Origin of the sequence: Desulforamulus putei DSM 12395, from assembly GCF_900129195.1 — a bacterium.
GTDB lineage: Bacteria > Bacillota > Desulfotomaculia > Desulfotomaculales > Desulfotomaculaceae > Desulfotomaculum > Desulfotomaculum putei.
In genome coordinates, this window is record NZ_FQUY01000003.1 from 1 (window position 1) to 14,061 (window position 14,061).

Below are 14,061 nucleotides of genomic sequence, written 5' to 3' on the forward strand. Positions count from 1 at the left end.
GCTGACCGCCAGGTAAACGGACAGGCTTAATCAAACCTTGCTTCTCCCAGTTGCGCAGGCTGTTCGGATGTACACCTAATTTCTTTGCCGCTTTGCTTATAGTTAATAGTTCCATAAGTTTATTGTATTATGTTTGTTAAGTTTTATCAAGGTTTGTTGGAAATAAGGTAGCTGTTACATACCTCCGTTTTCGAAATTCCTACAATGAACATCAAACTTTGTGAAAGTATCACCAGTTCTTAGTTAAAACCACCTTTTGAGAATTGTCAAGGCCCTGTTAGGCGGGGTAGACAATCCGGTTATATTATTAAAGGGCGAATTGTATGATGCATGTGGCGTTTCTTTGATGGACGGACGGGCGGCAGCGGAGGCCCCATGATACGAGTGGAAAAGAATTTTGCAAGAAAATAAAGGTTTTTCATCATAATTGCAAGAAATAGTAAGTACAATGATTGAACGGGGAGGGTATAGAATGTACATTCAATTTTTAGGAGCTGCCGAAACCGTTACCGGTTCCTGTTTTTTAGTGGATACAGGTCTTACCCGTCTGTTGGTGGACTGCGGGTTATTCCAGGGTTCCAAGGAAATTAAAGAGCGAAACTACCGTAATTTCCCCATCGCTCCGTCCAGTGTGGATTATGTCCTGTTAACCCATGCCCATATTGACCATAGCGGGCTGCTGCCCAAGTTTATCAAGCACGGGTTTAAGGGCCGGGTTATTGCCACCTCCGCCACGGTGGATTTATGTGAAATATTATTACCGGATTGCGGGCACATTCAAGAGATGGAAGTTGAAAGGAAAAACCGTAAATACCGCCGCCAGGGTCGCAAGCTCATCGAGCCCATTTATACCGCGGCTGACGGCGCCAATGCATTGAAATATTTTGAACGGGTAAATTACAATGAAACCATTTCCGTCAGCCCCGATGTAAAAATTTGTTTTCGGGACGCCGGGCATATTTTAGGTTCCTCCATGATTGAAATGTGGGTGAGAGAAAACGACGGCAAGGAGACCAAGCTGGTTTTCTCAGGGGATATCGGCAATACCGATCAACCCTTCATCAAAGACCCGGCCTTTATTGCCGAGGCGGATTATGTCATTATGGAATCCACCTACGGCAACCGACTGCACCAGGATGCAGACAATAAACTGGAACTGCTGCAAAAGGCCATCGTGGACACCTATAACAAAGGTGGCAAATTAATTATCCCGGCCTTTGCCGCAGGCCGCACCCAGGATATCCTTTACAGCATCAACGAACTGAGGATGAAAAAGGCCATTCCGGAAATCCCCATTTATATTGACAGTCCCATGGCCATTAAAGCCACCGAGATCTTCCGTAAGAACTGTGACATTTGTGACTATGAGACCCGGGAGTTAATCGCCAAAGGCTGTAACCCCCTGGAAATGTCCAATATAAAGACCACGTTAACCATGGAAGAATCCCGGGAGTTAAACTTTTTGAAGGGCAGGGCCATCATTATCTCCGCCAGTGGTATGTGCGACGCCGGGCGGATTAAACACCACCTGCGTCACAACCTTTGGCGTCCGGAATGCACCGTTTTATTTGTGGGTTACCAAGCTGAAGGAACTCTGGGACGGCGCATTCTTTCGGGTGAAAAGACCGTACGTATACACGGGGAGGAAGTGGTGGTGAGAGCAGAAATCCGCAATATCGATGGGTATTCTGCCCACGCCGACCAACCGGCCCTGTTAAACTGGATCAAACAATTTTCCAGTAACTTAAAACAGGTGTTTATCGTGCACGGGGAGGCTAGGGCAGCCGCCACCCTGGAAAAATTAATCAAAGCAGAAGGCATTAACGCCTGTGTGCCCCACTGGCTGGAGAAGGTGGATTTAACGTCCCCCGTTCACCAGCGGGTGCCGCAAATTTTTGTAGATACCTGGCAGAGTATTAACGAGAAAATGCAGCGAGTGTTGCAGGGGGATTTACCTGCTGCTAAATACTCCGTGCTGCTTCGCCAGCTGACCGAACTGGAGGTCCAAATGAACGAAGTCCTCCAAGAGGAAGAACTCCGGAACAAGTTAGCGTAACCGGGAGGTACCGGATGCAGGGGATTCGCATTGAACAAAAGGGAGATTTACAATACCTTCAATTTGACGCCTTTGCCCGCAGCGGCCGGATAACCCATGGTTTTACCACCCGTAGAGGCGGCTTCAGCGCCTTTCCTTACCATAACTTAAATATGGCCCTGCACGTGGGGGACCGGCCCGACCACGTTCGGGCCAACCGTGCTGTGGCCTGTGCGGCCCTTGGCATCAACCCGGCGGATCTGGTGGCTGCTGTGCAGGTCCATGGCAGCAGGGTGGAAGTTGTGGGCCCGCAGCACCGGGGCAGGGGAGCGGTGGACTACAGCACGGCGATCCCGGATACCGACGCTCTGATCACCAATACCCCCGGCCTGCCGCTCTCCAGTTATTATGCGGACTGTGTACCAATTCTCCTGTATGACCCGGTCCGCACCTGCATCGGACTGGCCCATGCCGGTTGGCGGGGCACCGTCCAGGGCATTGCCGGTGCAGCGGTTGCTAAAATGAGAGAAGTATATGGCTGCGATGCCGGGGACATCCTGGCAGGTATCGGCCCCTCCATAGGCCCCTGCTGCTACCAGGTGGATGTGCCGGTCCAGCAGGCTTTGGCCAAAGTTTTTTCCTACTGGGAAGAACTGCTTAAACCCGTGGGGCCGGACCGCTGGCTCCTGGATTTATGGGAAACCAACCGGAGAGTTTTGATGGATGCAGGTGTGAAAGCCGAAAATATAACGGTGGCTCGTTTGTGTACTGCCTGCCGGACCGACTTGTTTTTTTCCTACCGGATGGAGCAAGGAAAAACCGGTCGCATGGCATCTTTAATCATGATCAAGGAATGAGCGAGAAAAAGGGGTGCAAGCATTGCCAAAAATATTGATCGTTGACGACGAACAGCCCATCCGTGAGCTGGTTAAGTTCAATTTGGAACGGGAGGGGTTTCAGGTATTGCAGGCCGGGGACGGCAATGCCGCCCTGACCCTGGCCCGCAGTGAAAACCCTGATCTGATAGTTCTCGATGTTATGCTGCCGGGGCAGGACGGTTTAACCGTTTGCCGCAGTTTGCACCAGGACCCGTATACCCATTCCATTCCCATTATTATGCTCAGCGCCAGGGGAGAGGAATTAGACAAGGTGCTGGGGCTGGAAATGGGAGCCGACGACTATATTACCAAGCCCTTCAGTCCCCGGGAACTGGTGGCCAGGGTAAAGGCCCGGCTGCGCCGTCAGACGGCGGAGGCACAGGTCAATGAACAGTCCGGCAGAATCACGGTGGGGAAACTGGTCATTGATCAAGACCGCTTTATCGTTTCCTATAACGGCATCAAACAGGATCTCACCCCCAAGGAATTTGAGTTATTGCGTTATCTGGCCCGCAACCCCGGCAAGGTGTTTACCCGGGACTTTTTGCTGGAGCAAATTTGGGGGTATGATTTTGCCGGCGACTCCAGAACAGTAGACGTTCATATTCGCCATATCCGCCAGAAGTTAGAGCAAATTCCGGGGGCCCCTCAATTTATTGAAACGGTACGGGGAGTAGGCTACCGCTTTAAGGAGGTCCAAGGGTGCTAAAAGGCATTCGTCAGCGGACCATTGGCAGCTATGCTTTTCTTTTTTTCGTTTTTATGATATTAACTTTCCTCAGGTCCCTGGGAGTGGTGGACATGCTGACGGTGCTGCTGGGGTCCTTCTGGGCCACGGTGGTCATGGCCTGGCTGACCAACCGGCGGTTGATCACCCCGGTGGAGCAGATCACTTCGGTGGCCCAGGAAATGGCCGGGGGCTTTCTGGATACCGAAATCCGGGTCAAGGGAGAAGAGGAACTGGACGACCTGGCCTGGAGCATCAACTACATGGCCCGGGAACTGAGGAAGAATTTGTTTGTCATCACGGAAGAACGAAACCGCGCCCGCGCCATTTTAAACAGTATGGCCGACGGTGTGATCGCCCTGGACAAGGACGGCCGGGTGATCCTGGTGAACCCGGTGGTGGAAGGCATCTTTAAGATTAAGGAAGAAGAGTGGGTTGGCAATCAATTAATTAAGGTCATTCGCAACCACGAACTGGAAGAACTTTTTATCCGAGCCCTGAACAGCATGCAACCGGTGTTAAACAATGAACTGCAGGTGCTTACGCCCGAGCCTCGCTTGTTCCGAGTTCAGATTTCTCCTTTAAAAGGAAACCATGAGGAAAAAATGGGTGTAGTGGGCCTGCTGACGGATGTTACCGAGCGGCGGAAACTGGAAAGAATGCGGTCGGAGTTTGTGGCCAATGTTTCCCACGAATTGCGGACTCCCCTCACCTCCATCAACGGTTTTGTAGAAACCCTGCTGGATGGGGCCATTGAAGACCCCGCCACTGCCAAAAACTTTTTGGAAATTATTAACGCGGAGGGCAAGCGCCTGGCCAACTTAATCGACGACTTGCTGAAGCTGTCCCGTTTGGAGGACCGGCGGACCAAACTCAATAAGCAACCGGTGGATTTGGCTGAAGTGATCCACAACACCGTTAAAATGTTTGAGGCCAGGGCTTTAGAAAAAAATATTGAGCTGACCAGGGTGCTGCCCCGGGAGATGCCCCCGGTGCCGGGGGACCAGGGCTTTCTGTCCCAGGTGATGATAAACCTGGTGGATAACGCTATTAAATATACGCTGCCCGGCGGTAAAGTTCAGGTGAAGGTAACATTTAACCAGGAAGAAGTGACAGCGGCCGTTTCCGACACGGGGATTGGCATTCCGCCGGAGAGTTTACCCCGGGTGTTTGAGAGATTTTACAGGGTGGACAAGGCCAGGAGCAGGGAAATGGGCGGCACCGGGTTGGGACTGTCCATCTCAAAACATATCATTGAGGCCCACGGCGGCAAGATCTGGGCGGAAAGCGACCAGAACGGCAGCACCTTTAGCTTTACCTTGCCTTTACATGAATAATTTTCACAGTTTAATTTGTTAACGTTATTTTAACATTACAGCAATAAATGCATAACATGAAATTGTTACACTTTGATAAGTGTTATGTGAGAGGTGAGAAGTGAGATGTTAATTCATTTTTCTCACCTCTAACCTTTCCCTTACCATTTCTCAAACGGGAGGTAACGCTGTGGCGTACAAGATAACGGTCAGAGATTTAAACTTGTTTTACCGTGACCTGCAGGCCCTGACAAACATCAACCTTGATATAGAGGAGAAAAGAGTAACAGCCCTGATCGGTCCCTCGGGATGCGGCAAGTCCACCTTTTTACGGACCTTAAACCGCATGAACGATTTAATTGAAGGGGTTCGGGTGGAGGGTCAGGTCCTCCTGGACGGGCAGGACCTCTATGGCCCCGAGGTGGATGTGGTGGCGCTGCGCAAAAGGGTCGGCATGGTCTTCCAGCGGCCAAACCCTTTCCCCATGACGGTTTATGATAATGTTGCCTATGGACCACGCATTCACGGTCAAAAGGACCGGCGTGTTTTGGATGAAATTGTTGAAAAAAGCCTCAAGTCGGCAGCCCTTTGGGATGAGGTAAAAGACAGGCTGCATAAGACTGCCCTGGGACTGTCCGGCGGTCAGCAGCAGCGCCTTTGTATCGCCAGGCTTTTAGCGGTGGAACCGGAGGTGCTGTTGATGGATGAACCCACCTCTGCCCTTGATCCCATTTCCACCCTTAAGGTGGAAGAATTGATCCGGGAGTTAAAAAACAACTACACCATTGTTATCGTGACCCACAACATGCAGCAGGCGGCCCGGGTTTCCGACAGCACCGCTTTCTTCTTAAACGGGGAACTCATTGAATTCGGCGATACCGAACTGATCTTTACCAGTCCCCGGGACAAGCGGACGGAGGATTACATTACCGGTCGTTTTGGATAAAAATTTACCATAAGGGGGTACATTGGTATTGGCCACCCGTCAGTCCTTTGATAAAGCTTTGGCAGAACTGCAGCAGGATGTGCTGCGTATGGCCAGTGTGGTGGAGAAATCCATCTACAACGCGGTAAAATCCTTAGCAACCCAGGACCCCGTTCTGGCCGGGGAAGTCATCGAAGGCGATGATGTTGTCGATGAGCAGCGCTATCAAATTGAAGACAAAATCATTAAAATTATTGCCACCCAGCAGCCCATGGCAAAGGACCTTCGCATTCTCATAACCGGCATTCGCATTGTCATGAGCTTGGAGCGGATGGCGGACCATTCGGTGGATATTGCCAGGGTCACCATGTGCCTGGCGGATCAAAAATTGATCAAACCGCTGGTGGGCATCACCGCCATGGCCAAACTGGCTCAGCAAATGGTGAAGGACGGTTTGGATGCCTACGTCCATAATGACCCGGACAAAGCCCGGGAGATGTGTCAAGCCGACGACGAAGTAGACCACATCTACCACCAGACCTTTAAACACCTGGTGGCCTATATGAAGAGGGACCCGTCTACCATCGGCCAGGCAACTTACTTGCTGTTTGTGGCCAGGTTCCTGGAACGCATTGCCGACCATGCCACCAACATCGGAGAAGCTGTGGTATACCAGGCCACCGGGGAACGGTTGGAACTCAATTAGAAAAAAGAAAAGAAAAAACGCCCAAAAGGGCGTTTTTTTTACGAAGGAATTTATCAATTAACTGTCGAAAACCTTTTACTGGAAGAACAAGGCAGGTGGTGGTCGTGACAGAAGAATCAGGCATCAAACACAGGCCGGGACGCCACCGCAAGGTATGGGTGGTAAACAAGGGTCGTCTCCTCTTTTTTCTGTTTCTTTGCGTGATTTTTTTGACCTTATGCTGGTTTCTGGCCAGCGGGGTAAAATCTTTTATTTTTAAACAGTTGATTACCGTTGATACTCTCCAACCGGGTGTTGCCGAGCAGGACTATGCGGGTCAGGGCATCCTCATTAAACAGGAATACCTGGTCAACGCTCCGCTAAAGGGTACCATGAAATTTTCGGTTCCCGACGGTGAACGGGTAAAGGCCGGCACAACCTTTGGCGTTCTCATGGCTTCCGATATGGAATCTGCCTCCGGAGTGAGGCAATATGCGGTGAAGGCCCCGGTTAGCGGGGTGGTGTGCAGTCATATCGATGGCCTGGAAACAATTTTGCTTCCCGGGAATCTTGATGTTGTGGAAATATCTGCTTTGGATAAAATAAAAAGTAACAGCCCTGCCGGGCAAACCGGTTTGGTTGAGAATGGACAGCCTGTGGCCAAAGTTATTGATAATCTGGCTCCGGTGTACATTTACGGCCTGTTTACCGAGGAAGACGTAAAACAGATCCAGCGACAAAAGGAGCCTGTCTTTAAGATAAAATGGGAAAATCAAGTCATTGAGGCCAGGATCGATAAGGTATTCCCGGGGGAACAACCGGCTGTCCTGTTTATAGTAAAAAATTATCCGGATGAAATTCTTCATCACCGTAAAATTAATTTTCATGTCACCACAGCCATGCTGAAAGGCATTCTGGTAGATGAAAGATCCCTGGTACAAAGGGACAATCAGGTGGGTATATACCTGGTGTGGAAAGGGTTTGTCCGCTGGGTTCCGGTGGAAATTACCGGGCGTCTGAGGGGGCAGGCAGCCATCCAGGGTAAAGACATTCAGCCGGGCATCCGGTATGTGGTCAATCCCACCTTTGCCCGGGAAGGGGACAAGCTATAAATAAGGCGGGGAAAACCTTGAGTGTTGCTGAAAACCTGGCAAGGATTCAAAAACAAATTGTTATAAGCGCATTAAAGGCCGGCAGAAACCCTGCATCCGTCAGACTCATTGCGGTAACCAAAAATGTGTCCGCCGCCAGGGCCATGGAATCCGTGGCCGCCGGTGTGGCAGACCTGGGAGAAAACAGGGTGCAGGAACTGTGCAACAAATACCCGGCAGTGGCTGGTGCCCGCTGGCACATGATCGGGCACCTGCAGAGCAATAAGGTTAAATATATCATCGGGAAGGTGACCTTGGTGCACTCCTTGGACCGCTGGTCACTGGCGCTGGAAATCAACCGCAGGTCCCAGGAAGCCGGCTTGGTAACGCCGGTGTTGGTTCAGGTCAATGTGGCCGGGGAATCAACTAAGTTTGGCCTGCCGGTGGACGAGGTTACCGACTTTGTAACGGAAGCAGCGGGGCTGCCGGGAGTTTCCATTCAAGGATTGATGACCATCGCACCCCTGGTGGAGAACCCGGAGGAAGTCAGGCCGGTATTCCGTAGATTAAAACAAATGGCGGAAGGGCTAAAAGAGATTCCCGGTGTTAAAATGGAACAGCTGTCGATGGGTATGACCAATGACTTTCAAGTTGCTGTTGAGGAAGGCTCCACCATGGTACGAATTGGTACGGCAATTTTTGGCAGCCGGCATTAAAAGGAGGGATCCGTATGGCCATAGGGATGTTCGATAAAATACTTGGCTTTATCGGTTTTGAAGAGGTGGAAGAGCAGGTCAAGGAAGATCCTGCAGAAAGAACCGAAGCACTGCAGCAGGCCAAAAGAAAAAATGCGCCGGTGGTAAGTCTGCACACCGGACGTCAGCTGCGGGTGGTGGTTTGTGAACCGACTTCCTTTGACGAAGCCCAGAACATCGCCGATAACCTGAAAAACCGGAGAGCCGTTGTGGTCAATTTGGAAAGGGCCGGGTCTGAGCAGGCCAGGCGCATCGTGGATTTTATCAGCGGAACCACCTTTGCTTTAAGCGGTGACATGCAAAAGGTCGGGCAGAACATTTTTCTATTTGTTCCCAGCAATATCGACATAGCCAACGAAACAGCGAGAGAAACTAAGGAGAAAAGTATTTTTTCCTGGGCCAGATCTCAGTAGGGTCTAGTATATAAATGACGGGGTGAACCATGAATAATAATATAGTCGCTTTTCTTCATGTGGCCTTTTGGGTGTATGAAATGATGCTGTTGATCAGGATTTTAATGTCCTGGATTCCGCACAACCCCTACAACCCGATTGCTCGCTTTCTTTATGAAACAACCGATCCCTATTTGAACATTTTCAGGCGTTTTATCCCGCCCATCGGCATGATTGATATTTCTCCCATCCTTGCTTTTCTGGTGCTGCGGATGATTCAGCAATTTGTATTCAGTTTGGTGAGATAAATGAAACTGGACCGGCAAGCCTTGATTGGTCACCTGAGGGATCAGGAAGAAAAAGCAATTCTTGCCAAAGTACTGGATCATGCCGAGAACGTGTTGAAAAATCACCGGCCGCTGCTCACCAATTTTTACGACCCGTACCATACGGGTCTCATCATTTCTATGTTGGAACGAATCCCGGATCTTGATTTTGCCACCAATGGCGGTTATGAAACGGCGGAAAGGGTTCGCACCGCCATTTTTCCCGATTACCTGGATGAAAATAACATTGATTATGAAACGGTCCTGCTGGCGGTGGAGGGGAATTTTAAAATAGTGAAGGTAACCCACCGGGACTTTTTGGGCTCCATCTTGGGTTTGGGCATCAAACGGGAAATGGTGGGGGATTTGATTGTCACAGACACAGGGTGCCAGGTTGTGGCGGTCAAAGAGGTGGCGCCCTACCTGAGCGCCAATTTAACCAGGGTACACCGGGTCCGGGTGGATGTCAGGGAAATCAAGCCGGAAGAGCTGGTACTGCCGGAAATAAAGGTGAAAGAAATTAAGACCACCGTGGCTTCCTTAAGACTGGACGCAGTGGCGGCCGCCGGCTTCGGGACCTCAAGGACACGCATTGCCAGGGAAATCTTAGCCGAGAAACTAAGTTTGAACTGGCACACTTGTTCAAATGTGGCATCTCCGGTGCGGCCGGGAGATATCATTTCCATGCGCGGCCGGGGCAGGATAGAGGTGGCGGAGGTTAAAGGAAGCACCAGAAGTGGCCGAATAGGTATAGTAATAAGGCGTTTTTTGTAAAGGGATACCATCATCACAAAAGGCAGCATACGGGGGTGTAACCTATGACAGTACTGACGCCCATGGAGATTCAGACCAGGGAATTTACCAAAGCCCTGCGGGGATACGATGTGAAGCAGGTGGACACATGGGTTCAAAAAATCAAGGAACATTATGAAAAACTTTATGTGGAGAACCACGAGTTAAGGGAGAAGCTGGCCCGGGCTGAAGAAAGCATGGTACATTACCGGGAATTGGAAGATGCCCTGCAGCGTACGCTGGTGATGGCCCAAAAAAATGCCGAAGACATGCGTAGCAATGCCGAACGGGAATCCAAAGTTATGCTGGAACAGGCAGAGGTGGCAGCCAGGACAATCAAGCAAAAGGCTGAGGAAGAAGCAGAGAGGATGATCAACGAGGCATCAAGAAAGGCCGAGGAAATGATTAAGCTGGCTGACGAAAGGGTTGGCGCCATTCTGGAGGAATACCGCCGGTTGGAGAAGCAAGCCAATGTGTTCAAGGTAAAATTTAAGGCTCTGCTGGAAGCGCAGCTGGCAATGGTGGAGGGAAAGCTGGAAGCAATCGAAGCCATTGAAGAAGAGAGCGCTTAGACCCCGGGGTATTCCTTTAGGGTCCTGTTGCGGTTTGGGGGAGTGGTCAAGTGCTGGATATCAGACAGGATGGAACAGGTGTTGTGATCAAGGTGCGGGTTCAGCCCAGGGCTTCCCAAAACAGCCTGGCCGGGGAGATGGAAGGGGCCCTTAAGGTGCGTTTAACCGCTCCGCCGGTGGACGGCGCCGCCAACGAAGCCTGCTGCAAATTTTTCGCTCAGCTATTCGGGGTGGCGAAAACCAATGTTACAATTATTTCGGGGCACACCGGTCGGAACAAGCTGGTTCGCATCGAAGGGGTCAGCGAAGCCCGGGCCCGCTCAGTCCTGAGAGCCTGACCCCTTTTTCAAGTCGTATTCAAGTCAGGGACGGTTCTTGACTTGAATTTAAGAACCGTCCCCGACTTGAATTTAACTTGAATTGGGTTTGCAGTTCCCCTGGTTGACCTGCGTGTCGTATTTGGTTATAATATTGCTGTTATTTAAATATTTGAAGTTCCTATGAACGGGAAAGTAAAATGATGGATGCTGTACAGAGAGTCCGGGCCTGGTGGAATCCGGATCAGAACCATCCTTTGAATATCACCCGGGAGGTGCCTGCTGAAACCTGTAAACCCAGGGAGTAGGTTTGGCCGGTGCACCGCCGTTAACGGTGTTCGGAGTGTTCAGGAATGATCCTGTTCATGAGGGTGGTACCGCGGGTAATAAGCTCGTCCCTTTGGGGGCGGGCTTTTATTTTTAACTTAAAGTGCAAAAAGGCAGGAGTGAAGTTTCAGTGGACTACAGTAAAACCCTTAACTTGCCCCAAACAGATTTTCCCATGCGGGGGAACTTGCCCCAGAGGGAACCCGAAATTCTACGGTACTGGAAAGAGATTGATCTGTACAACAAAGTGCAAGAAAAGAACCGGGGAAAGACCAAGTACATTTTGCATGACGGTCCCCCCTATGCCAACGGCCATATCCACCTGGGACATACCTTGAACAAGGTTTTGAAGGATATGGTGGTGAAATACCGCTCCATGGCCGGTTACGATGCTCCCTATGTGCCGGGGTGGGATACCCACGGCCTGCCCATTGAGCAGCAGGCCATAAAACAGCTGGGGATCAACCGCCATCAGGTCAACCCGGTGGAGTTCCGCGCCAAGTGCAGGGATTATGCCCTGCAGTGGGCCAAAATTCAAAGTGAAGAGTTTCAACGCCTGGGCGTGCGGGGAGATTGGGACCGCCCCTATTACACCCTGCTGCCCCAATATGAGGCCACCCAAATTCGTGTATTCGGGGAAATGGCCAAAAAGGGCTATATTTACAAGGGCCTGAAGCCTGTTTACTGGTGCGCCAGCTGTGAAACCGCACTGGCCGAAGCCGAAGTGGAATATGCGGATAAAACTTCTCCCTCTATTTACGTGAAATTCCCGGTGAAGGACGGCAAGGGGGTACTGCCGGAGGATGCAGCAGTGGTGATCTGGACCACCACTCCCTGGACCTTGCCGGCCAACGTGGCCATTGCGGTTCACCCGGAATTTGATTATGTGCTGGCGCTGGTGAAGGGTCACAAAGTGGTGGTGGCCAAAGGGCTGCTGGAAACCTTCCGGCAGGCGGTGGAGGCTGAAACAGCGGAAATCCTGGCCACTTATAAAGGGGAACAACTGGAACGGGTGGTTTGCCGCCATCCCTTTGTGGACCGTGATTCCCTTGTTATTTTGGGTGAACACGTCACCCTGGAGGCCGGTACCGGAGCGGTGCACACCGCGCCGGGACACGGTGAAGAAGACTTCCTGGTCGGCAAACAATACGGCTTGCCGGTTCTGGCGCCTCTGGACAACCGCGGTAGATTTACCGCTGAAGGCGGCAAATTCCAGGGCCAGTTTGTCCTGGATGCCAACAAAGCCATTATTGAAGAATTAAAAGAAAAGGATGTATTAATGGGTCACGGCCAGATTAAACACCAGTACCCTCACTGCTGGCGTTGCAAACAGCCCATTTTCTTCCGGGCCACCGAGCAGTGGTTTGCTTCGGTGGACGGCTTCCGCCAGGAGGCTTTAAAGGCCATCCGCAGTGTCAAATGGGTGCCGGCCTGGGGTGAAGACCGCATTTACAACATGGTGGAAGGCCGGGGCGACTGGTGCGTATCCCGCCAGCGGACTTGGGGCGTGCCCATTCCCATCTTCTACTGCAATGACTGCGGTAAAGAAATCATTACTGAAGAAACCATTGCCCATATTGAAAAGTTGTTTAAGGAACATGGTTCGGACATCTGGTTTGCCAAAGATGCCAATGAACTGGCGCCTCCCGGCTTAACCTGTCACCACTGCGGGCAGGGCAAGGACTTCCGCAAGGAGACCGATACCATGGATGTTTGGTTTGATTCCGGCTCCAGTCACCTGGCGGTACTGGACCAGCCGGAGCTGTGGCCGGAACTCCGGTGGCCCGCCGACCTGTACCTGGAAGGCAGCGACCAGCACCGGGGCTGGTTTAACTCCTCCTTATCCACCTCGGTGGCCGTCACCGGTAAACCGCCTTATAAAACGGTGTTGACCCACGGCTTTACCGTGGATGAGAAGGGGCGTAAAATGTCCAAATCCCTGGGCAACGTGGTGGATCCGTTAAAAATCTGTGACCAGATGGGCGCTGATATTCTACGTCTCTGGGTTTCTTCTGCCGACTACCGGTCAGACCTGGCGTTGTCCCAAAATATTTTGAAACAGATCGCCGAATCATACCGTAAGATACGGAACACCGCCCGCTTCCTGCTGGGCAACCTGTATGACTTCGACCCGGTAAAAGATAAAGTAGCCTATGACCAGCTTCCCGAATTGGACCGGGTGGCCCTGATGGAACTCCATAAATTAATCAAGCAGGTGTTAGCGGCCTATGAAAACTACGAGTTCCACGTGGTTTATCATGCGGTACACAATTACTGTGTGGTGGACCTGAGCGCCTTCTACCTGGATATCATCAAGGACCGCCTGTACACGGCGCCACCGGCTTCCCTGGAACGCCGGGCGGCTCAAACGGTTCTCTTTGAGGTGCTGGATGCGCTGGTCCGCCTGCTGACGCCGGTTTTAGCTTTCACCACCGAAGAAATCTACAAGCACATGCCGGTGGCCGGTGAGCGACTAGCCAGTGTACAGCTGCTGGATATGCCGGAAGTAAATATGGAATACCTGGATGCGGAACTGGAGAAGAAGTGGGATAAAATCCATGCCATCCGTAAAGAGGTATTGAAGGCCCTGGAAATGGCCCGCCAGAATAAGGTGATCGGCAATGCCCTAGAGGCCGGCGTTGACCTGTATGCGGCCGGGGAGGTAGAAGAACTGCTCAAGCCTATGGCCGGTGAATTGTCTACCCTGTTCATTGTTTCCAGGGTAAATCTGCAGCCCCTGTCCGCAGCGCCGGCGGAAGCTGTCAAAGCGGAGGACCTGGACCTGGCAGTTAAAGTGTCTCCCGCCCCGGGAACCAAGTGTGAACGCTGCTGGATGTACCATGAAGAGGTGGGCAGTGACGCTGAACACGCCACCCTTTGCCCCCGCTGTGCCCGCGTGGTAAAAGAATACCACACTGTATAA

General features: G+C 51.5%; 15 protein-coding genes and 1 other annotated feature. Of the genes, 14 read left to right on the forward strand and 1 reads right to left on the reverse strand.

What is annotated here, in order from left to right; translation table 11 throughout:
* Positions 1–115 (reverse strand): MerR family DNA-binding transcriptional regulator (locus BUB67_RS03170; protein WP_143156989.1); only part of this gene is annotated, 115 nt, incomplete at its 3' end.
* 357 nt (positions 116–472) lie between these two features.
* Between BUB67_RS03170 and BUB67_RS03175 the strand changes: the two genes are divergently transcribed.
* The 14 genes from BUB67_RS03175 to ileS all read left to right on the forward strand — a co-directional run bounded on the left by BUB67_RS03175 (position 473) and on the right by ileS (position 14,061).
* Entirely contained in the window at positions 473–2,056 is a 1,584-nt protein-coding gene (locus tag BUB67_RS03175; RefSeq protein ID WP_073235652.1) for an MBL fold metallo-hydrolase RNA specificity domain-containing protein, read from the forward strand.
* Positions 2,057–2,070: 14 nt separating this feature from the next.
* Positions 2,071–2,892 (forward strand): peptidoglycan editing factor PgeF, encoded by an 822-nt coding sequence (gene pgeF, locus BUB67_RS03180; RefSeq protein ID WP_073235655.1) that lies wholly within the window; start codon positions 2,071–2,073, stop codon positions 2,890–2,892.
* A 22-nt stretch (positions 2,893–2,914) separates the two neighbouring features.
* Positions 2,915–3,622: a response regulator transcription factor gene (locus tag BUB67_RS03185; RefSeq protein WP_073235658.1), complete on the forward strand. Its 708-nt coding sequence runs from the start codon at positions 2,915–2,917 to the stop codon at positions 3,620–3,622.
* Positions 3,616–4,977, forward strand: a complete 1,362-nt coding sequence (pnpS, locus tag BUB67_RS03190) for a two-component system histidine kinase PnpS (RefSeq protein WP_073235661.1) — start codon at positions 3,616–3,618, stop codon at positions 4,975–4,977. The genes BUB67_RS03185 and pnpS overlap by 7 nt, the downstream gene beginning before the upstream one ends.
* A gap of 169 nt (positions 4,978–5,146) precedes the next feature.
* A complete protein-coding gene (gene pstB / locus BUB67_RS03195) occupies positions 5,147–5,902 on the forward strand; it encodes a phosphate ABC transporter ATP-binding protein PstB (protein WP_073235664.1) in 756 nt (251 codons plus the stop codon).
* A 28-nt stretch (positions 5,903–5,930) separates the two neighbouring features.
* Complete coding sequence (gene phoU / locus BUB67_RS03200; protein WP_073235666.1) at positions 5,931–6,587, forward strand: phosphate signaling complex protein PhoU; 657 nt, start codon at positions 5,931–5,933, stop codon at positions 6,585–6,587.
* 104 nt (positions 6,588–6,691) lie between these two features.
* On the forward strand, positions 6,692–7,678 hold the full coding sequence (locus tag BUB67_RS03205; RefSeq protein ID WP_238456936.1) for a biotin/lipoyl attachment domain-containing protein: 987 nt from the start codon (positions 6,692–6,694) through the stop codon (positions 7,676–7,678).
* 17 nt (positions 7,679–7,695) lie between these two features.
* The gene (locus BUB67_RS03210; protein WP_073235671.1) at positions 7,696–8,373 is read left to right on the forward strand and encodes a YggS family pyridoxal phosphate-dependent enzyme; all 678 of its coding nucleotides are present in this window, start codon (positions 7,696–7,698) and stop codon (positions 8,371–8,373) included.
* 14 nt (positions 8,374–8,387) lie between these two features.
* Positions 8,388–8,825, forward strand: coding sequence for a cell division protein SepF (locus BUB67_RS03215; RefSeq protein ID WP_073235674.1), 438 nt, complete (start codon positions 8,388–8,390; stop codon positions 8,823–8,825).
* A gap of 29 nt (positions 8,826–8,854) precedes the next feature.
* Positions 8,855–9,112 carry a YggT family protein gene (locus BUB67_RS03220; RefSeq protein ID WP_073235677.1) on the forward strand — a complete coding sequence of 86 codons (258 nt, stop codon included), beginning with the start codon at positions 8,855–8,857 and terminating at the stop codon, positions 9,110–9,112.
* On the forward strand, positions 9,113–9,904 hold the full coding sequence (locus tag BUB67_RS03225; RefSeq protein ID WP_073235680.1) for a YlmH family RNA-binding protein: 792 nt from the start codon (positions 9,113–9,115) through the stop codon (positions 9,902–9,904).
* A 44-nt stretch (positions 9,905–9,948) separates the two neighbouring features.
* Positions 9,949–10,494: a DivIVA domain-containing protein gene (locus BUB67_RS03230; protein WP_073235683.1), complete on the forward strand. Its 546-nt coding sequence runs from the start codon at positions 9,949–9,951 to the stop codon at positions 10,492–10,494.
* A 50-nt stretch (positions 10,495–10,544) separates the two neighbouring features.
* Positions 10,545–10,832 carry a DUF167 domain-containing protein gene (locus BUB67_RS03235; protein ID WP_073235686.1) on the forward strand — a complete coding sequence of 96 codons (288 nt, stop codon included), beginning with the start codon at positions 10,545–10,547 and terminating at the stop codon, positions 10,830–10,832.
* A 153-nt stretch (positions 10,833–10,985) separates the two neighbouring features.
* Positions 10,986–11,214, forward strand: a binding site (T-box leader).
* Between the two features lie 54 nt (positions 11,215–11,268).
* The gene (gene ileS, locus BUB67_RS03240; protein ID WP_073235689.1) at positions 11,269–14,061 is read left to right on the forward strand and encodes an isoleucine--tRNA ligase; all 2,793 of its coding nucleotides are present in this window, start codon (positions 11,269–11,271) and stop codon (positions 14,059–14,061) included.